Source organism: Paenibacillus sp. NPDC093718 (genome assembly GCF_050279985.1).
GTDB lineage: Bacteria > Bacillota > Bacilli > Paenibacillales > Paenibacillaceae > Paenibacillus_AQ.
Map to the genome: position 1 here is coordinate 1 of NZ_JBNNUS010000011.1, position 22,578 is coordinate 22,578.

The following is a 22,578-nucleotide window of genomic DNA, read 5'->3' on the forward strand; positions in this document are numbered from 1 at the left end:
AGCGATAATGCCTCGTGGAACTGTGGTGTAGAGGCCTAACATGCCTGCCTGTCACGCAGGAGATCGCGGGTTCGAATCCCGTCAGTTCCGCCATTATTACAACTTTGGGATGAGATGAGTATCCGATATGGGTTCCGTCAAAGTTCGCGAAGAGCTTTAAGGCTCGGTAGCTCAGTCGGTAGAGCAGAGGACTGAAAATCCTCGTGTCGGCGGTTCGATTCCGTCCCGAGCCACCATGTACGTTTTATAACTTTATATGCCGGTGTAGCTCAATTGGTAGAGCAACTGACTTGTAATCAGTAGGTTGGGGGTTCAAGTCCTCTCGCCGGCACCATTCTGGAGGATTAGTGAAGTGGCTAAACACGGCAGACTGTAAATCTGCTCTCTTCGAGTTCGGTGGTTCGAATCCATCATCCTCCACCAGTTTTTAGGGGCATAGTTTAAAGGTAGAACAGCGGTCTCCAAAACCGTTAGTGTGGGTTCAATTCCTGCTGCCCCTGCCAATCGTATCTCAGTGTTTTAATATGGCGGTCGTGGCGAAGTGGTTAACGCACCGGATTGTGGCTCCGGCACTCGGGGGTTCAATTCCCCTCGATCGCCCCATATTACAAAATCATATTGGGGATTAGCCAAGCGGTAAGGCAACGGACTTTGACTCCGTCATGCATAGGTTCGAATCCTATATCCCCAGCCATTGATTTTTATGTTTGCGGACGTGGCTCAGCGGTAGAGCATCGCCTTGCCAAGGCGAGGGTCGCGGGTTCGATTCCCGTCGTCCGCTCCATTTTTATTTCTGGCGCCATAGCCAAGTGGTAAGGCACAGCTCTGCAAAAGCTTTATCCCCAGTTCGAATCTGGGTGGCGCCTCCATTACAAACTTATGTGCCCTTAGCTCAGCTGGATAGAGCGTTTGACTACGAATCAAAAGGTCAGGAGTTCGAATCTCTTAGGGCACGCCATAATGTAAGCCGGTGTGGCGGAATTGGCAGACGCGCGCGACTCAAAATCGTGAGGGAAACCGTGGGGGTTCGAGTCCCTTCACCGGCATCATCCAAAAGGAATGTAGACGATAAACGTCTGCATTCCTTTTTTTGTTGCATCTACATCGATTGCTTCTTCGTGATTTTAATATTAGACTCCATTCTGCATGCCACCTCTCCAGTTACCTTTACAGGGGGCTTTTCTATCACCTTCAGAGCTTCCTCGAGCTACACTCCTTAAACTAAACTATCATTAGAAACCACGTCTCATTATTAGGTAAAACAAAGATTATCAAGTCGGACTCATCTACACAGGCTAACCCATCGTATAATCGATCCAGTGCAGGGTTGGACGTAGGTCTGTAGAAGGCCCCGCCTTAGGTCTAGGTTCAAAAACCGTCCCCAGGCCGTTTTAGCGAAACTCGAAATTACCTAGAATAGAGTCATAAGGTTGAACAAATGAAACAACGATCAAACAACAGAAAGGCGGTGTATAAATGAGAAATTCAAAAGGAAATGGAATGAGTATCCTGTTGATTGGTGTAGGGATCTTGGTTCTCCTTGGAGTATTCGGTCCTCTGCTTGGATGGTTGTTCAGTCTTCTAATTCCAATCCTGATGGTCGCTTTGGGATACTACGGGATCCGGAGAGGTAACACCTTGATGGGATGGGTTATTCTCGGTATCGGTGTGATCTGGTTGATGGGTAAACTGTCTTGGCTGATCGGTCCGATCTTTGGAATTATCTTGATCATCTACGGGTTGTCCCGATTGAAGAATGGTAGACCCCGTTATTGATAAAAACCACTACATTAAATAACACGCATGAACAACAGATCATGATAGATGAGGAGGGCTAAGCCAATATGAGTGTTTTCCGGCGGATAAGAGACATAACCGTAGCAACATTGAATGAAAAGCTCGAGCAGAGCCAGGATCCGGTTCGATTGATCGACCAGTTCCTACATTCAACCAGACAGGACATTGCTGAGGCTGAGAAGCTGCAGCAGCAATGCCAAGTACATTCCAGACAGCTGAAGCAGCAGGTGGATCAAGCCGAATCCATGCGATATAAACGCGAAGAGCAGGCACTGCTTGCACTGAAGGCTGGCGAAGAACATCTTGCCAAGCTGGCATTGCAGGAGAAACTGATCTATGAGGAAAAGATCGAGCAGTATCAAGGCCTGTTGTCCTCAAGCCTGGAGTCGTTAAAAGAAATCGAGGAGCAGCTCGGCGAGCTGCGGATGGAATATCAGACGGTATACAGCAAACGTCAATATTATGTTGCCCGAGTGGAAACCCTTCGTCTTCAGCAGAAAATGAATGAACGTACGGGCTCCTACGGCGGCGGTCATGACGTACCGAAGATGTTCAATCGCCTTGAGGACCGTATCAGCGACTGGGAACTGGAAGCCAGAAGTCTTCGCGATTTACGCCGCATGGGGCAGGAATACATGGAACAGGCTGGTGAATCGGTCTCCACTGTATTAGAAAAAGAACTTGCCCGCCTGAAGCAAAAGCTGAATAACAGCGGAAAGGAGTAACCATGACTAGATTGTACCGTTCCACCCGAGACAAAATGTTCACAGGGTTGATCGGCGGTATATCCGATCATTTCGGAGTCGAATCTACCTTACTTAGAATCATATTTGTAGTCAGTATCTTTTTCACAGGCGGTACAACGCTGTTGATCTATCTGATTGCATCCCTTGTAGTACCTAAGGAGCCGTATTATCACGATCCGTATGGTCCACAGGGCAGACATGGCGGCGGATACCGTTACAACGATCATCCGGGCCCTGGACCAGGCTACAACAGCTATAGCGATTCTTATGGACGTCAAGGCTATCCTAATGAGCATAGTAGCTTTGGTCCCAAATATGACCGTCCCAATGGCACAAGAAACAACGCGTCAGCGGATTCCGACCTGGATGCGATGATGAAGGATATTGAGAGAAAAGCAATGCAAAAAGAAATCGAAGAACTGAAGAAAAAACTTTCGAACTATGAGAAGGGAGATAAATAACATGGGAGTATTTAAAAGAATTAAGGATATGACGAAAGCATCGGTGAATGAACTGCTGGATAAAGTAGAGGATCCGATCGTAATGTTGAACCAGTACCTGCGCGACATGGAGGCAGAAATTCATGAAGCAGAGGTAACGGTTGCGAAGCAAATGGCTAACGAGCGTCGCATGAAGCAGCGTGTCGATGAGGCAGTGAAGATGGCGGCACAACGTGAAGCTCAAGCTGAATTGGCTCTGAAAAACGGTCAAGAAGAAGTGGCTCGCAAGCTGCTTGAAGAAAAAATCTATTTTGATCAAAAAGAAACCGAGTACGTGGAATTGCACCTGCAATCCGAGACTCAAGCAAAAGAGCTTGTAGCTCAGCTGCATGAAATGAAAGACGAGTTCTACAAAATGCGCAACAAGCGTAATGAGCTTGTAGCCCGCGCTCAAATGGCTAAAGCGAAGAAGCAAATGTCTCAAGTGAGCAGCCTGCACACGATCGAAAGCGGCAGTGCTTCGATGGGCTTCCACCGCATGGAGGAAAAAATCATGCAAATGGAAGCAGAAGCTGATGTGCTTCGCGCCCCATACCGTCCTAACAACGCAGTATACACAAGCCCCGTGGACGCTGAGAAGCAATTGAAGGTGGATGAGCAGCTGCAAGCTTTGAAAAACAAAATGGGGAATTCTTCGAAGTCCGAGTAATTCCTTAGCAAGTCAGCAAAATAAGATTAAACCGTATTCGAACACCATGTTCATATGATATGCTATACGAATGAGATTGTCGTATAGTACAGGCAAAGCCATACAGTGGGGAACGTCTCACTGATATGGCTTTTCCGAGCTTATATCTTGGTCATCAAGGAGGTGCGACATGGACAGAAACCGCTGGATAGCAGTTGGTTTAATCATCTTGGGTTTTATTATGCTTTTCGGCCGATGGTTTGGTTTCTTCACCATTGTCGCCCTGTTACTTATGTTTGCAGGTGTCCTTCAGATCAAACATGGACATGTGAAGAAGGGATACATTCTGCTCGGTGTAGGTGCCGTACTGCTGCTGCTGGAGCATCTCATGTTGATTATCGGCATCAGCTTGATATCGCTAGGTATTTTTTATGGCAAGTCCAAACGAGCTCATACCACGACGAAGTACATTCAGAAGCAGAACTTTATGTCCAACTTTGATTGGGACCGGGCTCCGTGGGTGATGCGCAGTCTGAGTGTGTGGCATGTGCTGGGAGAGGCGGATGTGGATCTGTCCCTGGCCCTTCCGGAGGAACGCCAAACGGTCCTGATGTTCCATGGAATGCTGGGGGATATTGATCTGATGATCCCGGACTATTATGGGGTGGAGATCGAAGCATCCATCCTGTTTGGCTCCATTCATATGGACGACCGGAAGGAAACCGGCATATTAAACCGCGTGCGGTATAAATCACCCAATTATGAGACCAGTGAATATAAAGTGAAATTTATTGTTTCTTATTTAGGCGGAGATTTGAATATAAGAATGACATAATAAACGTAAGTTTTGTGTAAACCATTCAGGAGGGTTGCCCCGTGGAAACGGAAAAGAAAGCAAATATGATTACCCGAAGTATGCGTGAGGGGACCCTTCTGGGATTGGTTGTCATGCTCGTTGTCCTATATTTATTATATACATATGGTTATCTTCAACCGTTTGAGACGTGGAAGAACCGGATCGAAGCCGGCATTACCATCGTATTGCTGCCGATTGGGCTGGGTGCAATCTATGGCTTCTTCCAGGGATACCGGGTAAAACGACGGGTCGATCTTGTGAGGGAAACGCTGGTGAACTGGGAAAAAGGCAGCCTTACGGACGTCATGCCAGACATCGGCGAAGACGAAGTGGGCCGGCTTGGAGAACAGCTGGTGAAGATCAGCAAACGCTGGGAGGATCAGGTGTCTTCCTTGCAGCGGTTATCTACAAACAATGCCCAGCTTGCCGAGCAGGCCAGGGTTACGGCGATTGTGGAAGAGAGGCAGCGTCTGGCGCGCGAGCTCCATGATGCGGTTTCTCAGCAGCTGTTTGCCATCTCGATGACGGCAACCGCTGTGGGCAGGACGCTGGATAAGGATTTTGACAAAGCGCAGCGCCAGGTGGCTCTGATCGAGGAAATGTCGGCTGTGGCCCAGTCCGAGATGAGGGCGCTTCTTCTTCATCTGCGGCCGGTTTATCTCGAAGGAAAGGCACTTGAGCAGGGGCTGCGTGAACTGATTAAGGAACTGCGAATCAAAGTACCTATGGAAATTACGTTTGAAATGGACGATGACATACATTTGCTCAAAGGGATCGAAAATCATCTGTTCCGGATTATCCAGGAGGCCATGTCGAACACCCTCAGACACTCGAAAGCGGAGAAAATGGATATCCGTATTCACCGCAGGCAGAACACCGTCCGGGTGATGCTGCGGGACGATGGGATCGGATTTGAATTGGATGACAAGAAACAGACTTCCTACGGTCTATCGACAATGCAGGAACGGGTGACGGAGATCGGGGGCTCGGTACAATTCATAACAGCACCGGGTAAAGGGACTCGAATTGAGATCGTTGTGCCACTCATAAATGATGAACGCAAACGGGGGGATGTAGATGGAAACGCCGATTAAAGTGCTGCTGGTGGATGATCATGAGATGGTCCGGATCGGTTTAGCGGCTGTGCTTGGTACTGAGGACGGCATCGAGGTGGTTGGTGAAGCGGGCAGCGGCGAGGAAGGGATACGTTTAGCGCAGGAATATCATCCTGATGTGGTGCTGATGGATTTGGTGATGGACGGAATGGATGGAATCGAGACGACGCGCCAATTGATGAATCAGTTTCCAAATCTTAAGGTCATTGTACTGACCAGTTATCTGGACGATGAGAAGATGTATCCGGTTATTGAAGCAGGTGCGTTCAGTTATTTATTGAAGACATCCCGTGCTTCTGAAGTAGCTGATGCTATACGTGCAGCCGCACGCGGGCAGTCGGTGCTGGAGTCGCAGGTTGCCTCCAAGATGATGAATCGATTCCGGCATCCGCAAAATGAAGCTCCGGCGCATAACGACCTTACGGACCGGGAAATGGAAGTGCTGCGACTGGTGGCGCAGGGCAAGTCGAATCAGGATATTGCTGATGATTTGATTATAGGCATCAAAACCGTGAAGTTTCATGTAACGAATATTTTAGGCAAGCTGGGGGTAGAGGATCGAACCCAGGCTGCCATCTACGCTTATAAAAATGGGCTGGCTGAGTAAGGAATGCCGGCTCTTTTTTATGCGATGGTCGTGACATAAACATATCCAAGATGCTGAGAAGTTGAGCGTGGTAAGCAGATCCATGATGCGATGCGTGAGTTATACACATATCCATGTAAACAATGAGAGACAGACTTAAAGACTCCCGAATCGGGAGCTTTTTTATTTATTGACAGGGAAGAAGGAATCTCTGCATACCGCCCGATGAAGAATCTTTTTAAAAAGCGAGGTATAAATCCGTGGTGCCGAGGCCATCCTTTTACTAGATTGATAGATTCGGACGGGGAGGCGTGACTGACCATGCGGAAGATGCGTATACAGATCATTGTGATGATGTTGTTGCTGTGCGGGGCAGCAGGTATGATGGCGGGTTTTGCGGGAACAACGGACAGCTATCGAAACGAATCCGCTCCGCATGCAGGAGAAGCGTCAACTTCAGCATCGGGTGGAACGGGAGAAACAGATGTCAATGGAACAACTAGAGCTGGGGAAGCAGCAGAAAGCGATCTAACGCTTCTGGCGGCGCTTGGGCAAGAGCATATGGAGCCTTCGGCAATACTCACGGTAAAAATTCAAGGTGAAATGATAAATTCCATTCCCAAGGATCAAGCTAAGACAGCAGCCGAAGAGTTGGCTCGTTCCATGGGGGTTTCCGGGGTTACAGCAGCCGAGCTTCATGGAAATGACGTGTTTCAAGCAGAGGGCGTTCTCTCTGGCGTATCCGTTCATCTGGATTGGGCCCTTACGAAGGAAGGCCACAGTTATATCAGAGTCATGCTTGTCGGAGAGGCGGCAGTGCAGACCCGGGAAATGATGGTTCTCCAGCAGCAGATTCAAGAGCAGATGGAGCAAGCAGGCATACCATATACATGGAATGCAGCCATTCAAGGTTATGCATCGAAGACAGGAAGTGTTGAGGGGACGATGGCTCAGGTCGAAGAGGCCATAGCCCAAAAGCTCCCGCTTCATTCCGTTGAGGATTATGCGGATGACAAGACGCTAAGCCGTTCCTATGAGGCACCTTCACTGCGCAATTTTGTGAAGAGCGGCGACATGCCCATTCATATGCAGGTCGCGGTGCATGAAGATTCGGTGAAGAAAAGCAGTAGAATAACGATCGGATTTCCTGTCATTACAATAGAATACTGAAAATAATATCTGAAACTCCGATGAAAAAATGCGGAATGAGATAGCATACTTGATATGAATATGCTAAAATGTCATCACATCGTGTTACGTGCCGATGCATAAAAATACACTATAATTCATAGAAAGAATGAGGAGCCATGGCTGAAAATCAAAATCTAGATACAATGAAGACACCGGGAGCTGTTTTTTTCATCTTTGGAGCGACTGGTGATTTGGCAAGACGTAAGTTGTTTCCGGCGATCTACAGTCTTTATCGTGAAGGAAAACTGGATGAGGATTTTGCGGTAATCGGCGTGGCGCGGCGTCCGCGCACCCAGGAAGAGTTCCGGGAGGACGTATATCGTTCGATTCAGGAATTCTGCCGATATAGTTCGGAACAGGATAGTGAATGGAATGCATTTGCACAACATTTTGAATATAAATCTTTAGATATCAACAATATTGACGGTTTCCGTGAGCTTCGCGAACAAACGGAGCAATTGGAAACAAAATTTAATATACCGGGCAACCGATTGTTCTACCTGGCACTTGCACCGGAATTGTTTGGCAGCGTGTCGTTTAACCTGATGAAGGGCGGTATGCTTGACGGAGAAGGATGGAACCGTCTTGTGATCGAGAAGCCTTTCGGTTACGATCTGGAGTCGGCTGCCAAGCTGAATGAAGAGATCCGTAAAGTGTTTAAGGAAGAAGAGATCTACCGGATCGACCATTATCTCGGTAAAGAAATGGTGCAGAACATCGAGGTTATCCGTTTTGCGAATGCTTTCTTCGAGCCGCTCTGGAACAACAAGCATATCGCCAACATCCAAATTACGCTTGGCGAAACGGTTGGAGTTGAGGAGCGAGGGGGATATTACGACCATGCGGGGGCACTAAGGGATATGGGCCAAAACCATATGCTGCAGCTGCTGACCATGATTGCGATGGAGCCGCCTAGCCGTTTGCTCGCAGAGGATATCCGCGATGAGAAGGTCAAGGTGCTTCGCTCCTTGCGTCCGTATGCCACGCATGAAGAAGTGAAGAACAACGTGGTTCGCGGTCAGTATACAAGCGGTTCGGCCGGTGGCAAAGATTTGCCGGCTTACCGTGAAGAGGACAAGGTTAATCCGGAATCCAATACGGAAACGTATTTTGCGGCCAGAGTATTCGTGGATAACTTCCGCTGGGCCGGGGTACCGTTCTATATCCGCACAGGCAAACGTCTTCCGGTTAAGACAACCGAAGTGGTTGTAGAGTTTAAACGGATGCCAACCAATGTATATTTGGGCCAAAAGCATTCCCTGGAGCCTAACCTTCTTGTTATCCGCGTCAATCCGATGGAAGGCATTTACGTGAAGATTAACGCGAAGAAGCCGGGATCCGAGTCCGAGATCGCTCCTGTAGCGATGGACTTCTGCCAAAGCTGCATCGTGGGCATTAACTCTCCTGAAGCGTATGAGCGTCTGCTACATGACGCTGCTCGTGGAGACTCCACCTACTTTACGCGCTGGGACGAAGTGGCTTCGGCATGGTCCTTCGTGGACCGTATTGCCAGCGCATGGAGAGAGAACCAGGGCGAGCTGGAATCGTATCCTGCTGGCTCGTGGGGACCTGCCAAGGCAGATGAGCTGTTGAAGGAAGACGGATTCCACTGGTGGCCGGTAAACGGTCAGCTCGAGGATAATGTGGTGTGGTTGAAAAACTAAGATCATTTTCTAAAATTTACGTGTTAAAAATCATCCTCATGCGCATGGCGCATGGGGATGATTTGCGTATAAATTGTGGTACAATGATATACATGACTTTAGTTACGAAGGGATAAGTGAAATGGCAAAGCAAATAGATGAACTGCAGCAGGAAGTGGATAAGCGCCGCACGTTTGCGATTATTTCCCACCCTGACGCCGGTAAAACAACACTGACCGAGAAGCTGCTCTTGTTTGGGGGCGCCATTCGTCTGGCTGGATCGGTTAAAGCTCGTAAAGCGAGCAAGCATGCAACGAGTGACTGGATGGAGATCGAGAAGCAGCGGGGAATCTCGGTTACCTCGTCTGTTATGCAATTTGATTATTTAGGGCATCGAATTAATATATTGGATACGCCGGGTCACCAAGACTTCAGTGAGGATACCTATCGTACACTGACCGCCGCTGACAGCGCCGTCATGTTGATTGACGTAGCCAAAGGGGTCGAGGCCCAGACTATCAAGCTGTTTCAGGTTTGTGCGAAGCGGGGCATTCCGATCTTTACCTTTATCAACAAACTCGACCGCGAAGGGCGCAGCCCGTTTGATCTGATGGAGGAGCTTGAGCAGGTTCTCGGCATCCGCTCCGTACCGATGAATTGGCCAATCGGCTCCGGGCGTGACCTGTGCGGCGTGTACGACCGGGTTAAAAATCAGGTTGAATTGTTCCAGGGCGACGACCATTCCACGATTAAGGTACAGAAGGTCGAAGGCTATGAGGATCCGATCATTCGCGAGATGGCAGGCGATTACCTGCATGATCAGTTATGTCAAGACCTCGAGCTGCTGGATGTTGCCGGAGACCAATTTGATCTGGAAAAAGTTATGCAGGGTCAGCTAACGCCTGTATTCTTCGGCAGTGCGATCAACAATTTCGGGGTACAGACCTTCCTGGAGAACTTTCTTCAGCTTGCGCCGAAACCGGAGCCGCGCCGCAGTACGGAGGGTGTGGTGGAACCAACCGATGAGAAGTTCTCCGGATACGTATTTAAGATTCAAGCCAATATGAATCCGGCTCACCGGGATCGTATCGCTTTCCTGCGAATCGTATCGGGCAAGTTCGAACGCGGTATGAGCGTGAAGCATGTTCGAGTAGGCAAGGAAATCAAGCTGGCGCAGCCGCAGCAGTTTTTGGCGCAGGATCGAGATATTGTGCAGGAGGCATACCCTGGTGATATTATCGGTCTGTTTGACCCGGGCATTTTCCGGATTGGGGACTCACTCAGTCAAGGTCGTGAAGTTGTATTCGACGAGCTTCCAACGTTCTCACCGGAAATTTTTGCGAAAGTAACGGTGAAGAATGCGCTGAAGCATAAGCAATATCAGAAGGGGATTGATCAGCTGACGGAAGAGGGTACCATTCAGGTATTCCGCACCGTGAGTTTTGACGAGACTATTCTCGGGGTTGTCGGACAGCTCCAGTTCGAAGTCTTCGAGTACCGGATGAAGGGAGAATACGGCGTTGATGTCCAGCTTCAACGCATGCCGTATCAGTTCGCCCGCTGGATCGTGGATGACAATATTGATCCGTCCAAGTTCCGGATAAACTCAACGCTGGTCAAAGACAAGAAGGATAACTATGTTGTCTTGTTCGAAAATGAGTATGCGATGAGAACCGCCATCGACAAGAATCCAACCGCCCAGTTTCTTGAGACCGCTCCGTAAGCAATGTTATAAATATGCAATATAAAAGGAACAATCCCCCAGCTTTCACAGCGTAGGGGATTGTTCCTTTTTGTTGACCATGGGATTATCCTTGAAGGTTGCCGGGCGTAACGGTTTTCAGATGATCATGGAGGGAAGAGACAAGGCTGTTCTGCTGGGTAGCATCCATGTCTTTCCACATCATTTCAAACATTACACCGAGTCCCGGCAGGGCAGCTTCAGGCCCGTCAACGGAACCCTCGATCATGGAGCGCAGCTCTTCTTCGTCCTGATTGTGGACTTTATGAATGACGGCCTGCCTTAGATCTAACAATATGGACATGGACATGTTCCTCCTTGTTATGAAAGGGTCATTGTGTAATGTGCCCGTTCCAGGGCAGTTACATTCAAGTATTCGGGACAGTATGATATACTATTATCATTATGATTATGGATGACCTAGGCTCGTGGGGGGATATATAAATGGCTAAGAAGCAGTACGCAGTAATCGGTATGGGGCGTTTTGGCACGAGTGTTGCTAAGGAATTGAGCAGCATGGGATTTGATGTATTAGCCGTAGACGCGAGCGAACAGCGCATTCAGGAAATCGCGAGTATGGTCACGCATGCCGTATCGGCGGATTCGACCGATGAAGAAGCGCTTCGGGCGCTGGGCATACGGAATTTTGATGTGGTTGTCGTGGCAATCGGGGAGGATATTCAATCCAGCATTTTGACTACGCTGATCTTGAAGGATCTTGGCGTACCGGCCATTATCGTGAAAGCGAAGAATGAGCTGCACGGAAAAGTGCTGAACAAAATCGGTGCGGACAAGGTGATTTTCCCTGAACGGGATATGGGGCTGCGGGTTGCCCATCATCTGGTGTCACCGAATATTTTGGATTATATCGATTTGTCGGACGACTACAGCATTATGGAGATGCTTGCTACAGGAGATCTGGTCGGTCACAATCTGATAGAGCTGGATATTCGGGCACGATTCGGCTGCAATGTCATGGCGATTCGAAGTGATGCGGACATGAACATTTCGCCAAGTCCGGATGACCGGATTGAGGAAGGCGATATTCTCGTTATTGTAGGGCATAAGAATGACTTAACGAAGCTGGAGCTTGCTTATTCGAAGTAAAGCTGTCCGTTACGGGTATGCTGGGTTGAGTGGGGCTCGTTGTTATATATAAGTAAAGAACGGATGGATTAACCATGGAGATACTATCGCCGCAGAATGCCAGAGTGAAGGGCTGGGCACAGCTGCAGGAGAAAAAACATCGAGACAAGCAGAACAAGTATGTGGTGGAAGGCATTCATCTCGTACAGGAAGCCCTGTCATCCGGAGTGGACATCGAGTGTGTTGCGTATGATGTGGAGAAGGGCATTCCCCAGGAACTTCGTCATATATCGGATACAGGACAAGGTGCTGAATGGATTGGCGTATCCCATGCCGTCATCTCGAAGGTCAGCGATACGCCGTCACCGCAGCAGGTGTTTGCCGTGGTCCGCAAAGAAGCACGTCAATGGCAGGACCTGATCCTGCGCGAGAACGGTTTGGTCATCGTTCTGGACGGTCTTCAGGACCCGGGGAATGTAGGTACCATCATACGAAGCGCAGATGCCGTAGGGGCTGCTGGCGTGGTTCTGGGACTGGGCTGCGCGGATTTGTACAACCCCAAGACGCTGCGCTCTACCATGGGATCCCTGTTTCACCTACCGGTGCTGGAGGGCGATCTGTTGAGCATTTTGCCCGAAGCCAGGGAACGGGGTGCACGATTGGTTACAACCCTGCTGGAAGGGAAACATTCCTGCTTCGATTATGATTTCAAAGGGGCAAGCTGGATCGTGATTGGAAGCGAAGGGCGCGGTGTCTCACCTGAGGTTGCGGAGCTCGTGGACGATGCGATCCGTATCCCCATGCCGGGGAAAGCCGAATCGTTGAACGCGGCTATGGCAGCGTCGGTGCTGATGTACGAGGCTTTACGGCAAAGAGATTACGCAGGTCAATAAAGACGGAGCGGCTCGACAAAGCTGGAAGTGATTAGAAATCAATGGCTAATCATATCCGGCTTTTTTTGTTTTAGATATAAGTAAGCATTAGAAGCTTCACTCCTTATATCGCAAGAAAAACTTCGGCTAAATGCGGTCTGTTTTCTAGACAAGTACGTCGATGACGTTTTTCTTGTTTTTGATAAGGCTGGTAATAATAACAGGAGGATTCGAAAGGAGTTAAACCCCAATGTACGAGCAAAAAACCAAAGAAACCGATCACAGCGTGGTGGAGTTTATAGAGCAAGTGGATTCGCCGAAAAAACGGGAGGATGCTTATCGTTTGCTGGAGATTTTTGAGGAGACGAGCGGTTTTCCGGCCAAGATGTGGGGACCCAGCATCATCGGCTTCGGCTCCTACCATTACCGCTATGCTACCGGGCACGAAGGCGATGCGCCGTTTGTAGGTTTCTCGCCGCGCAAGGCGAAGATCAGCCTGTATTTTGCGCCGGGCGATGAGAAGCGGGAGGAGCTGTTGACGAGTTTCGGTAAACATACGGCCGGGAAAGGCTGCGTGTATATTAATAAAGTGGCGGACATTGATGTGGAAGTCCTAAAGCAGCTGATTCGCGAATCGATTGCCTTCTTGAACAAGACTTACCCGGCTCAGTCCTAGCGAGCTCAAGCCATGAGAAGCTGGCAAGGTGCCTGGTTTACAAGGCTTTAAGGGAGGCAGGACTAGGGTGTGATGATTTGGTACAGGTGAATATTGCTATTTGACGTAAAACCATTTGGTGTCCTATAATCGATTAAGGGAAACCAAATGGTTTCATAATATTAAACATGAGTGAGGTTTATGTGATATGGACAACCCATCAAACGGCAAGCTGCCGGATATTCGTCATACGCTTGTGCTGAAAGCGCCCATCGAGAAGGTGTGGAAAGCCGTGGCAACGGCTGAAGGGACTTCAGCCTGGTTTATGCCTAACAATTTTGAGCCGGTGGAAGGCTTTGAGTTTCAATTGAATGCAGGCCCTTTCGGCAATTCACCATGCAAGGTCACGCTTATTGACGAGCCTAACCGTTTGTCTTTTAACTGGGGCAAGGATTGGAGTGTTACGTTCGAACTGGTACAGCAGGGAGATCATACGGAATTTACGCTCATTCACGGCGGATGGACAGCGGATCAAGTGACCGAGTTCGGGGAAGCACACGATATCGTGCGGGGCCGTATGGACAACGGCTGGGCAGGCATTGTTCAGAAGCTTGCGGGCTACGTTGAGGCCTAATCCATGTCGCAAGCTGCTCCGAAGCATGATGTTTATCAAGCTATCGCAGATCCGACACGCCGTAAGCTGCTTGGCTTGTTAAGTGATAAGGAAATGCCGGTTAAAGAAATTACAGGGTACTTCTCCATGACGCGGACTGCCGTCTCCAAGCATCTCCGAATTCTGGGGGAAGCGGGCCTTGTGCAGGACCGCAAGGTTGGACGTGAAACGCGCTATCGGCTGGATGCCGAACCGCTTAAGGAATTAAAGGATTGGCTGGCTTATTTCGACCGCTTCTGGGAGAATAAACTGTCGATGCTGAAATATTATGTGGAGGATCAAGAAGACAATCCGCAGTCTTTCTTGAAATTAAATATCCATAAGGAAGAAGAGTGAGGATCCCATCCTTGCTCTTCTTTTTTGCCGTTTGTCCGCATACCCTCTATACAGGAGAGCTTGCCATGGTAAACATGCTCCTCGGGGCGTAAATAGGGGGGACCAAGCATGAGACGAAAGAGATGGGGAAGCAGGCGTTTGGCCTTTCCGTCGCTGTCGTGGCCTAAACCAAGGAGAGCTTTTAAACCACCGCGCAGAGGCTTTCGGCCCGTACCGCAGAGCCGAGGGCGTCCTCAGGCTGCCAAACGACGAAGCACGAAAAAATGGTGGCTGATCGGCGCTCTGCTCCTTGTGTTTGGGATCGTTGAGTTTTTTATGTATATTGAGCAGAATCTGCGGCCGCCGATCATGCATTTAGCCCAAATCAGGGTTAAACAGATTGCCACTGAAGCCATCAATAAAGCCATCACCTCTCAGGTGACGCAGGGCAAGGATTTCGATAATCTGGTCAACTGGAAAACGGACAGCTCGGGCAAAGTGACGGGATTCATGCTGAATTATGCCGAGCATTTAAAAATCACGTCCCATACAACGGAGGTTGTTCAGAGCACACTGGACGATATCCATAAGCGTAAGGAGCAAATTCCCTTGGGACAGGTGCTGAAAAGCCCGATTATCGCTTCATTCGGTCCGCAAATTCCTTTAAAGATCGAACCGCAGGGAGCGGTGAAGGTTCAACTGGATACCAGGCAGCAGGGTGCGGGCATTAATATGATTTTGGTGGAGGTATTCGTCCACATTGTAACGGAGGTAGCGGTTGTCGTTCCTTTTGACATGGAGCCGCAGATTGTGGAAACCGATATTCCCATCTCTTATCTGCTCGTGGTCGGCGACGTGCCGATGTATTATTATGACGGGCAAGGAAAAGCCGTCGGCGAGAATAAGGCAAGCGCGCCGAGCATAGCGATACCGCCGCCCGTTACCAATGAGAATAGCCATAATACGGAGCAGGAAATCCCGCCTGTAACTCCGCAGGTAACAACGCCGACTAATCCTCCAGATGGAACAACGACACCTCTGGAACCTTCACCTGGCGGAGCAGACTTATCCGGGCAAACGGAGGAAAACAACACTGGAGGCTAAGAGCGCTGATTAATTAATTTGGCGCCAGCATATGGAAGCCTGTTCCATGATTCACTTCGCTGTTATGGATGTCCTTAACGGAGAAAACGCGCCCCCTGGGTTGAACTCAGGAGCGCGTTTTTTTCTTCGAGCGTTTTTCTTCCATTTCCCAGTGCTTCAGCAGCGGGTAAGGATCGAATGCCCATTCGGTCAATCCGGTATCCCGGTAGATGCCGTAATGGAGGTGTGGAGGGAACTTGCCTTGGGTTCCCGGCTTGCCATAACCGGAGCTCCCAACCCAGCCAAGGGTTTGACCCGGCGTAACGACATCCCCGAGTGAGATTCCTTTGTCAAAGCCTTGCAGATGGGCGTAATAGTGGTAATGGTTGTTCAAATCACGGATGCCGATGCGCCATCCGCCATATTTATTCCAGCCCTTGATTTCGACAACGCCGTAACAGGTGCTTCGAACGGGGACTCCGTATGAGGCAAACAAATCCGTTCCCTCGTGAACCCTTCTGCCTCCCCAGTTGCGTCCCATGCCAAATGTGCTTCGGTAGGAATAGTTGCTTTTGACCGGGAGAGGAAATGCATGGTCAAACAAGTCCAGCTTACCAAAGGTCTCGTACATTTTGGCGTATTGCATGACGCGCTGAACAGCCCGCGTATTCTGGTAGTATGACCAGAGTCCGATGCTGAAGTCATCGGCAGCATGACCGTAGGGGGCGAGCCTTGCCGCAACGGTATATAGCAGGTCGATATCATTATTCGAATCTGCCTTGCCATCTCCATCCCCATCCAGCCCGATGCCGGAAAACACGCTGATCGACGTCGGGTTTACATCTTCCTGATTGGGATTTAACGCCCCGGCCCATCTTGTAGAGGGAATGAAGATTCCGAGCGTCCGGTCCGGATGTTTGCGATCCTTGGGGTGGACTCTAGTTAGTGTCCGTTCATACTGGTCAATGGCAGCCAGGCGATACCAAGGAATTTGGGTAACGGTGGAAATCTCATCATATAACGACTTCCGGTCTGCAAAAATGGCGTTAGCATCCGTTGTTTTCACCGTATCGTCAGCGGTGTTAACCGCAACAGAGGCGGATGCGGACACAGGCCCGCATATGCAGCAGGCAGCTGTCAAGGCAGCCACAGCTGCAGCAGTGCAGCGAATCATAATGCCGCTTGCGCTCAATGGTTGAAAAATCCTCAATGTGTCCTTCTCCTTCCTTTTGGATTGTCATAATTAAGGACGGACAGTCATGCCTACACTGTAGGGTGAATCGAAACAAGGATTTTTATCCATGCCGCAACTAGATCAATCTCATATCGATGCGAAACAAGTAATATGATGGTTTTCATGATATAATATGGGACAGCAAACGATGGGGTATGTCTTGAGTTACATCAATAAATTCGAAAGAAGGTTTTTTCTTTGTCTAAAACCAAACAGCCAAAACCTGACTGGATTCGAATCAAGCTGACTACTGGCGATAATTATAAAGAAATCAAAAGCATGATGCGATCCAAGACACTGCACACGGTGTGTGAAGAGGCTCGCTGTCCGAATATTTATGAATGCTGGGCTAACCGTACGGCAACCTTCATGATCCTAGGTGATATTTGTACCCGAGCCTGCCGATTCTGCGCTGTCAACACGGGTCTTCCAACGGAACTGGATCTTCAGGAGCCGGAACGCGTAGCGGAAGCGGCGGAACAGATGAACCTGCGTCACTGCGTAGTAACAAGCGTAGCACGGGATGATCTGAAAGATGGCGGGGCCTACATATTCGCTGAGACGGTAAAAGCCATTCGCAGACGTCTGCCGCTATGCTCGGTGGAAGTGCTGATTCCGGATTTTATGGGAAGCGAAGAAGCGCTTAAAATCGTAATGGATGTGAAGCCGGACATTCTGAATCATAACATTGAGACGGTCGAGCGAATGTCGGATCGGGTACGTGCCAAGGCCAAATACACCCGTTCCTTGCAATTGCTGAAGAATGCCAAGGCGATGCAGCCTGATATTCCGACCAAATCCAGCATAATGCTAGGTGTCGGCGAACAATGGCATGAGATTCTGGAAGCGATGGACGACCTGCGTTCGGTAGGTTGCGATATCATGACGATCGGCCAATATTTGCAACCTTCGCCAAAGCATCTGAATGTAGAAAAATACTATACGCCGGAAGAGTTTGCGATCTTGAAGGAAGAGGGAATGAAGCGCGGATTCAGCCACGTGGAGTCCGGTCCTCTGGTGCGCAGCTCCTATCATGCACACGAGCAAGTGAAATCTGCAGAACGCAACAAGGAAGAGACCGTGCAGTCTTAACCTTTGGAAAGGACGGGGAAGCTTTCAATGATCGTTATCGGAAACAAAAGTTATGAAGTGTTAAAGGACCATCGAAACGGCTGGAATCTGGAAGCTTTCCGGGAGCGGTACAGCGAGGTGCTGGACCGTTATGACTACATCGTGGGAGACTGGGGTTACAATCAGCTTCGGCTTAAAGGTTTCTATCGGGATAATCATCCTAAGGCTGCCAAGGATTCCACCTTCTCCAGCATGTCCGATTACATTAACGAATACTGCAATTTTGGTTGTGCTCACTTTGTGCTTCAGAAAACCAAGGAGCAGAAGGATAGCAAAGAGCATTCCAATTCCAAAGAGCCTGTGGAGATACGTGAAGCATCCCCCAAGGAAACCAAGGGTGAGGGGGAAGCGAAGGAAAGCAAGGAAACCCAGCAGGAGGGTCCCAAACCGGGCAAGGAGCACAAGGAACAACGCGAGCGGCGCGAAGCGAAGGAATCCAGACGCGAGCCGCGCGATCCTAAGGAATCCAAAGAGAAGGAAGCAAAGCCTTCCAAGGAGCCTAATCCTCCGGCTGAACAGCCGCAATAAAAAAGAACGGTTACCAGTAAGACTGGTGGCCGTTCTTTTTTTAGGTAGTCGTTCTTCTGAATATTAGCCAAGAAATGCATCACGGACACGATTCCAGAACGGGAACGGCCGATAGCGTGCAAAACTGACCTGCTGTTCCGCCACTTGACAGCGCACGGATACAAGGTCGTCAATCGAGATATTCACATGATCGATAGTAAGCAGCAAACGCTGTTCTTTACGCGAGAATATATCACAATGATGATGCTTAGGCAGGAGCAACGGTGAGCCCAGCGTACGGAAAATCCGATTGTTAATCGAGGCGATTTCCGCGATCTGCAGAGCATCGATGGAAGGATGCACCATCGCTCCGCCGACACTTTTGTTATAAGCTGTACTGCCGGATGGCGTGGACACGCAAATCCCGTCTCCCCTGAACATCTCAAAGGTTACGTCGTTGATGTCAATCTGCGCGACAACGGTACCGTCAACACCTTTAAGCGTGAATTCGTTTAAGGCAATGTAAGAGGACGTTCCTGATTTCTTATGAATTTCCAGTTGAACCAGGGGGTACTTGACGAGGCGCGGCTTCACGTTGCCGTGTTCGCCTTCTCCGCTCATATGATCAATTAGCTCTGTCAGTTCATCGGCCTTCCAATCAGCATAGAATCCCAAGTGGCCCGTGTGGACACCGACAAAAGCGAGGTCAGGAATACGGTCTATAAAAGTATGGAAAGCATGCAGCATCGTACCGTCTCCGCCGATCGAGACCACAATCTCCGGAGATTCTGCATCCAGCACAAACCCCCGCTGTTCCGCCAGCTTGTGAAATTGCTGGGTCAGCTCGACAGACAATGGGTCACCGCGGTCCAGAACATAATATCTCAAGTTGATAAGCTCCTTTGTAAGGTTATATAAAGATGATAATCAATCTTGGAGAAGAACACAATGTTCACCTTGGGAATTTGCGGATTTTCTGCTGCAGTCCTCGAATGATCTGAATAAACAAAGCAACCGCAATCAGGAAACCGAGCAGGATGCAGAAAGCCGCCATAATATGGGTATACCCGTTTAGGGCGGAATCCGAAACAGCCGGAAGGGCCATGGTCGGTATCGAAGATCCCATGACACTTCTCCACAGCAGCAATACAGCGATCGCGGCAATCACACCATGAATCAGTCTTGCAATGACAAAAGGGAAATATCTGAGGTTGGTAGAGTTGAGGATGCTAATGATCTGGGCATGAACGGACAAACCGCCCCATGACAATATAAAGGCAGCCGCGGCCGCTTTGTATGGCAATGGAATTGCAGCCCCCGCTTCCCCGGCATATCGGGCACCGAGTGTGACCTCAAACAATCCGCCTACGATGGCAGTGGATAAGGATTCAGGCATCCCAACCAGAGATAACATCAAACTGATGACTTCAGTTAGCGCAGGCATAACGCCGGCGCGGGTCCAGAGTTCAAGAAACACGGAGAAGAAAACCACAAGCCCGCCGACGACGATAATGAGCTGAAGCGATGATTGGATCGCTTGTCTTAACAAAGTGCCGAGGTCCCGGCCATCCTGCTCACGCGCCGCATGCATGGCATGCAGGGCGGACTTGAGCCTGCTTGTCTTAGCCTGGGACAGGCGGAGTGAATCGGTTGCTGTTTTGGATTCATGCCTGCCATGAAATCTCATAATCAAGCCCACAAGGAAACCTCCGCCATAATGGGACAAGGCAAGGATCAAGCCGATCTTGGGATCATGAAAGAAGCCGATGGAGACGGCGCCAATTAGAAATATAGGGTCAGAAGAGGTGGTGAAAGCAACCAGCCGCTCACCTTCCTCCCGGTTTACCATTTTTTGTTCCCATAGCTTGGCGGTTAATTTGGCGCCGACCGGGTATCCTGAAACATATCCCATTGCTGCAACGAATCCTCCTGCGCCCGGAATACGAAATAACGGTCTCATCATAGGGTCCAGGAGGGTGCCAATCAGGTGCACCACGCCAAACCCCAGCAGCACCTCTGAAATAACAAAGAACGGGAACAGGGAAGGGAACAGGACGTCCCACCATATCGACAGGCCACGGAGTGCGGATTGAAGCGCCGCTTCGGGAAATAAAGCCATTAGGACAATTACGCTGAGCAGTGCCGTCACGAGCATGAGCCAGCCCATTTTTTTCATGGTCATAATAAGGAATACGCCCCCTGGCATCGATGTGAATGATAGAAATATAGGTCGTTGTTAAAAATCTATGCAGGATATAGGACAAACAGTATAAAAAACATGAGAAAGCGGTTACAATTATGCTTTATTTTCGGGGATCTTGTGCTATAATAAAAAGCATCAAAGCACATCTTTCGTATTATGTTTGGATGGAGTGATGATCATGAGCATAGTCGCAGGTATCCTAGTATGCGCCTTCGTTTATGTTATACGTGCTTCTCTCGTCCAGAGTGAAGAGGACTGGCGCAGTTATTAATAAGTTCTAAAAGGTGCTAACCATTGCTTAGCGCCTTTTTTTGTTGTTTTTTGGTATAATGGATAGGTACATCCAATCGAAAGCGTAACATAAAACAGATGGGAGATTAGCGGATATGAATCCGAACTTAAGCATCTATGATAACCTCGGGGGTGCCGAGGGTGTACGTTCGCTCGTCGAAGCCTTTTATCCGAGAGTGCAGCAAAATGAGCTGCTTTCGCCATTGTTTCCGGAAGATATTATGCCGGTGATGGAGAAGCAATATATGTTCTTGAGCCAGTTTTTTGGAGGGCCAGCCTTGTTCTCGGAAGCATTCGGACATCCGATGATGCGGGCCAGGCACATGAAATTCCCGATTACGGATCGCCATGCCGAAGAATGGCTTGGCTGCATGGCAGGAGCCCTAATCGAAATTGGCGTGGAGGATGAATTACGTGATTTTGTGCTGCAGCGTCTGTCCGGACCCGCCCACCATTTCGTGAATACTCCTTAGTTCCAAAGACCTGTATTGAAACACGAATGAAGGGATGGCGAATGGCGTGAAATTGGAACCCTTGTATTCCATCAAGGTGGTTTGCGCGCACTGTGAGCATGAATATGCAACATCCAGGGTGAGACCCAGCTTTAAAAAGGCATACCGTACAGATACGGATTTTTGCGCTTATTATAAATCGGAGAACCCCGATTTTTACGTGGTGCGGATCTGTCCTGAATGCGGTTTTGCCTCAACGGAAAACTCGACCCTGAAATTGAATGAACGGCAGAAGGCGCTCTTTCACGAGCAGGTCGGATGCCGCTGGGAGAAGCGGGATATGGGCGGCTCGCGCAATCTGGAGGATGCCCTGGAGTCGTACAAGCTGGCTCTCCTCTGCGCCCAAGTCATCGGGGAGCGGGATCGCATTGTGGCCAGCTTGCTGCATCATATCGCTTGGCTGTACCGGTATCAGGGCAACGAGGATCAAGAGAAGCGGTTCTTGAGTTATAGCCTGGAATCCTATGTTCGAGTGTTCGAGCTGGAAGGGGTAGGGGCGAATGATGCTAGGCTGCTGTACCTGATCGGAGAGATCCACCGCAGGCTGGGACAGTTTCAGGAGGCGGTTCAATGGTTCTCCAGAGTGGTCCAGGATGACAAGATTATGGACGCCGCGATGATACGCGCATCCAGAGAGCAATGGAAGCTGATATCCGAGCAGATACGGGAGCAGAAGAACGAGGCACTCAAGGCAAAGTCATAATGCAAATAGCCCGCTGAAGGGTGAGTCAGCAGGCTGTTGTTAACACGAATAGCTAAACTCACGAAATCAGCGTAATCGCTGATCCGTGAGCAAGTAGTCGATGTCGCTGTCCAGCACGGTTACTTTGTCGTGGCAGCAGGGGAAGATCAGCAGCTTTTTTTTTCCTTCCCTTACGCTTATCAGCTCTTTGGGTTTCATTGGCAGCAATACATTGTCGGTTCCGCAGAATGGGCAGCTGTGTACATATACGTCGTTTCCAACGACATCATAGGGCCAAGTATTGGAAAAAGGAATCATGAGTTCTCCGATGATGGTGACTCATCGTCTTTTTTCGTTGCTTCTTCATTCTTGGCAAGCTCGGCAATTTTCTGCATTAATATATGCTGAGGCATATGCATCAGCTGTTCCAGCGGAACGCCCAGCTGCTTGGACAGTGTAACCGCCGTCTCCGGTGATATTTGCAAAGGTCTCATGGCTTCTAGCTCCTCCAGCAGTAAATTGGTTGTAACA

The 22,578-nt window shown here is 49.4% G+C and carries 26 protein-coding genes and 11 tRNA genes; 31 read left to right on the plus strand and 6 right to left on the minus strand.

Features of this window, described 5'->3' with window-relative positions; genetic code table 11:
* Positions 1–16 precede the first annotated feature (16 nt).
* The 21 genes from ACQKPA_RS26470 (at position 17) to ACQKPA_RS26570 (ending at position 10,785) form a co-directional block, all read left to right on the plus strand.
* Positions 17–93 (plus strand) — tRNA-Asp (locus ACQKPA_RS26470).
* A gap of 67 nt (positions 94–160) precedes the next feature.
* A tRNA-Phe gene (locus ACQKPA_RS26475) sits at positions 161–236 on the plus strand.
* A gap of 22 nt (positions 237–258) precedes the next feature.
* Positions 259–334 (plus strand) — tRNA-Thr (locus tag ACQKPA_RS26480).
* 4 nt (positions 335–338) lie between these two features.
* Positions 339–423 (plus strand) — tRNA-Tyr (locus ACQKPA_RS26485).
* Between the two features lie 6 nt (positions 424–429).
* A tRNA-Trp gene (locus ACQKPA_RS26490) sits at positions 430–503 on the plus strand.
* A gap of 24 nt (positions 504–527) precedes the next feature.
* Positions 528–603, plus strand: a tRNA-His gene (locus ACQKPA_RS26495).
* A 16-nt stretch (positions 604–619) separates the two neighbouring features.
* A tRNA-Gln gene (locus ACQKPA_RS26500) sits at positions 620–694 on the plus strand.
* 15 nt (positions 695–709) lie between these two features.
* A tRNA-Gly gene (locus ACQKPA_RS26505) sits at positions 710–784 on the plus strand.
* Positions 785–795: 11 nt separating this feature from the next.
* Positions 796–869 (plus strand) — tRNA-Cys (locus tag ACQKPA_RS26510).
* A gap of 12 nt (positions 870–881) precedes the next feature.
* Positions 882–958, plus strand: a tRNA-Arg gene (locus tag ACQKPA_RS26515).
* A gap of 8 nt (positions 959–966) precedes the next feature.
* Positions 967–1,046: transfer RNA gene (locus tag ACQKPA_RS26520), tRNA-Leu, on the plus strand.
* A 430-nt stretch (positions 1,047–1,476) separates the two neighbouring features.
* Positions 1,477–1,776 carry a LiaF transmembrane domain-containing protein gene (locus ACQKPA_RS26525; RefSeq protein ID WP_071222348.1) on the plus strand — a complete coding sequence of 100 codons (300 nt, stop codon included), beginning with the start codon at positions 1,477–1,479 and terminating at the stop codon, positions 1,774–1,776.
* A gap of 68 nt (positions 1,777–1,844) precedes the next feature.
* On the plus strand, positions 1,845–2,522 hold the full coding sequence (locus ACQKPA_RS26530) for a PspA/IM30 family protein (protein ID WP_071222349.1): 678 nt from the start codon (positions 1,845–1,847) through the stop codon (positions 2,520–2,522).
* 2 nt (positions 2,523–2,524) lie between these two features.
* On the plus strand, positions 2,525–3,004 hold the full coding sequence (locus ACQKPA_RS26535) for a PspC domain-containing protein (protein ID WP_427495466.1): 480 nt from the start codon (positions 2,525–2,527) through the stop codon (positions 3,002–3,004).
* Between the two features lies 1 nt (position 3,005).
* Positions 3,006–3,692, plus strand: a complete 687-nt coding sequence (locus ACQKPA_RS26540; RefSeq protein WP_071222351.1) for a PspA/IM30 family protein — start codon at positions 3,006–3,008, stop codon at positions 3,690–3,692.
* 169 nt (positions 3,693–3,861) lie between these two features.
* Positions 3,862–4,506, plus strand: coding sequence for a cell wall-active antibiotics response protein LiaF (gene liaF, locus ACQKPA_RS26545; RefSeq protein ID WP_427495467.1), 645 nt, complete (start codon positions 3,862–3,864; stop codon positions 4,504–4,506).
* A gap of 41 nt (positions 4,507–4,547) precedes the next feature.
* Positions 4,548–5,621, plus strand: coding sequence for a histidine kinase (locus tag ACQKPA_RS26550; RefSeq protein WP_427495468.1), 1,074 nt, complete (start codon positions 4,548–4,550; stop codon positions 5,619–5,621).
* On the plus strand, positions 5,605–6,249 hold the full coding sequence (locus ACQKPA_RS26555; protein WP_006212655.1) for a response regulator: 645 nt from the start codon (positions 5,605–5,607) through the stop codon (positions 6,247–6,249). The genes ACQKPA_RS26550 and ACQKPA_RS26555 overlap by 17 nt, the downstream gene beginning before the upstream one ends.
* Positions 6,250–6,549: 300 nt before the next feature.
* Positions 6,550–7,398 carry a YwmB family TATA-box binding protein gene (locus ACQKPA_RS26560; protein ID WP_427495469.1) on the plus strand — a complete coding sequence of 283 codons (849 nt, stop codon included), beginning with the start codon at positions 6,550–6,552 and terminating at the stop codon, positions 7,396–7,398.
* A 137-nt stretch (positions 7,399–7,535) separates the two neighbouring features.
* Positions 7,536–9,083 carry a glucose-6-phosphate dehydrogenase gene (gene zwf / locus ACQKPA_RS26565; protein WP_427495470.1) on the plus strand — a complete coding sequence of 516 codons (1,548 nt, stop codon included), beginning with the start codon at positions 7,536–7,538 and terminating at the stop codon, positions 9,081–9,083.
* Positions 9,084–9,204: 121 nt separating this feature from the next.
* The gene (locus ACQKPA_RS26570; RefSeq protein WP_071222356.1) at positions 9,205–10,785 is read left to right on the plus strand and encodes a peptide chain release factor 3; all 1,581 of its coding nucleotides are present in this window, start codon (positions 9,205–9,207) and stop codon (positions 10,783–10,785) included.
* 85 nt (positions 10,786–10,870) lie between these two features.
* On the opposite strand, the gene sspI is transcribed toward ACQKPA_RS26570, so the two are convergent.
* Positions 10,871–11,107 (minus strand): small acid-soluble spore protein SspI, encoded by a 237-nt coding sequence (gene sspI, locus ACQKPA_RS26575; RefSeq protein WP_071222357.1) that lies wholly within the window; start codon positions 11,105–11,107, stop codon positions 10,871–10,873.
* Positions 11,108–11,247: 140 nt separating this feature from the next.
* On the opposite strand from sspI, the gene ACQKPA_RS26580 reads away from it, so the two are divergent.
* From ACQKPA_RS26580 to yunB, 6 genes are all read left to right on the plus strand, one after another.
* The gene (locus tag ACQKPA_RS26580; RefSeq protein WP_427495471.1) at positions 11,248–11,910 is read left to right on the plus strand and encodes a potassium channel family protein; all 663 of its coding nucleotides are present in this window, start codon (positions 11,248–11,250) and stop codon (positions 11,908–11,910) included.
* A gap of 74 nt (positions 11,911–11,984) precedes the next feature.
* A complete protein-coding gene (locus ACQKPA_RS26585; protein WP_427495472.1) occupies positions 11,985–12,782 on the plus strand; it encodes a TrmH family RNA methyltransferase in 798 nt (265 codons plus the stop codon).
* 229 nt (positions 12,783–13,011) lie between these two features.
* Positions 13,012–13,437, plus strand: a complete 426-nt coding sequence (locus ACQKPA_RS26590) for a DUF1801 domain-containing protein (protein WP_427495473.1) — start codon at positions 13,012–13,014, stop codon at positions 13,435–13,437.
* A 187-nt stretch (positions 13,438–13,624) separates the two neighbouring features.
* A complete protein-coding gene (locus ACQKPA_RS26595; RefSeq protein WP_427495474.1) occupies positions 13,625–14,050 on the plus strand; it encodes an SRPBCC family protein in 426 nt (141 codons plus the stop codon).
* Positions 14,051–14,053: 3 nt separating this feature from the next.
* Positions 14,054–14,425, plus strand: a complete 372-nt coding sequence (locus tag ACQKPA_RS26600; protein WP_427495475.1) for an ArsR/SmtB family transcription factor — start codon at positions 14,054–14,056, stop codon at positions 14,423–14,425.
* 108 nt (positions 14,426–14,533) lie between these two features.
* Positions 14,534–15,508: a sporulation protein YunB gene (gene yunB / locus ACQKPA_RS26605; RefSeq protein WP_427495476.1), complete on the plus strand. Its 975-nt coding sequence runs from the start codon at positions 14,534–14,536 to the stop codon at positions 15,506–15,508.
* A 106-nt stretch (positions 15,509–15,614) separates the two neighbouring features.
* Here yunB and ACQKPA_RS26610 read toward each other — a convergent pair whose 3' ends face one another.
* Positions 15,615–16,661 carry a M23 family metallopeptidase gene (locus ACQKPA_RS26610; protein ID WP_427495657.1) on the minus strand — a complete coding sequence of 349 codons (1,047 nt, stop codon included), beginning with the start codon at positions 16,659–16,661 and terminating at the stop codon, positions 15,615–15,617.
* A gap of 258 nt (positions 16,662–16,919) precedes the next feature.
* On the opposite strand from ACQKPA_RS26610, the gene lipA reads away from it, so the two are divergent.
* Entirely contained in the window at positions 16,920–17,813 is an 894-nt protein-coding gene (gene lipA / locus ACQKPA_RS26615) for a lipoyl synthase (RefSeq protein ID WP_071222365.1), read from the plus strand.
* 27 nt (positions 17,814–17,840) lie between these two features.
* The gene (locus ACQKPA_RS26620; protein WP_427495478.1) at positions 17,841–18,380 is read left to right on the plus strand and encodes a YutD-like domain-containing protein; all 540 of its coding nucleotides are present in this window, start codon (positions 17,841–17,843) and stop codon (positions 18,378–18,380) included.
* A gap of 63 nt (positions 18,381–18,443) precedes the next feature.
* On the opposite strand, the gene ACQKPA_RS26625 is transcribed toward ACQKPA_RS26620, so the two are convergent.
* Positions 18,444–19,247: an NAD kinase gene (locus ACQKPA_RS26625; RefSeq protein WP_009591431.1), complete on the minus strand. Its 804-nt coding sequence runs from the start codon at positions 19,245–19,247 to the stop codon at positions 18,444–18,446.
* A 64-nt stretch (positions 19,248–19,311) separates the two neighbouring features.
* The gene (ylbJ, locus tag ACQKPA_RS26630) at positions 19,312–20,541 is read right to left on the minus strand and encodes a sporulation integral membrane protein YlbJ (RefSeq protein ID WP_427495479.1); all 1,230 of its coding nucleotides are present in this window, start codon (positions 20,539–20,541) and stop codon (positions 19,312–19,314) included.
* A gap of 407 nt (positions 20,542–20,948) precedes the next feature.
* Between ylbJ and ACQKPA_RS26635 the strand changes: the two genes are divergently transcribed.
* Positions 20,949–21,326: a globin gene (locus tag ACQKPA_RS26635; RefSeq protein WP_071222368.1), complete on the plus strand. Its 378-nt coding sequence runs from the start codon at positions 20,949–20,951 to the stop codon at positions 21,324–21,326.
* Positions 21,327–21,372: 46 nt separating this feature from the next.
* Entirely contained in the window at positions 21,373–22,068 is a 696-nt protein-coding gene (locus tag ACQKPA_RS26640; RefSeq protein WP_427495480.1) for a DUF2225 domain-containing protein, read from the plus strand.
* 66 nt (positions 22,069–22,134) lie between these two features.
* Here ACQKPA_RS26640 and ACQKPA_RS26645 read toward each other — a convergent pair whose 3' ends face one another.
* Together ACQKPA_RS26645 and ACQKPA_RS26650 are read right to left on the minus strand one after the other, a co-directional pair.
* Entirely contained in the window at positions 22,135–22,365 is a 231-nt protein-coding gene (locus ACQKPA_RS26645) for a hypothetical protein (RefSeq protein ID WP_427495481.1), read from the minus strand.
* Positions 22,362–22,541 (minus strand): YycC family protein, encoded by a 180-nt coding sequence (locus ACQKPA_RS26650; RefSeq protein ID WP_427495483.1) that lies wholly within the window; start codon positions 22,539–22,541, stop codon positions 22,362–22,364. Before ACQKPA_RS26650 ends, ACQKPA_RS26645 begins: the two co-directional genes overlap by 4 nt.
* Positions 22,542–22,578 lie beyond the last annotated feature (37 nt).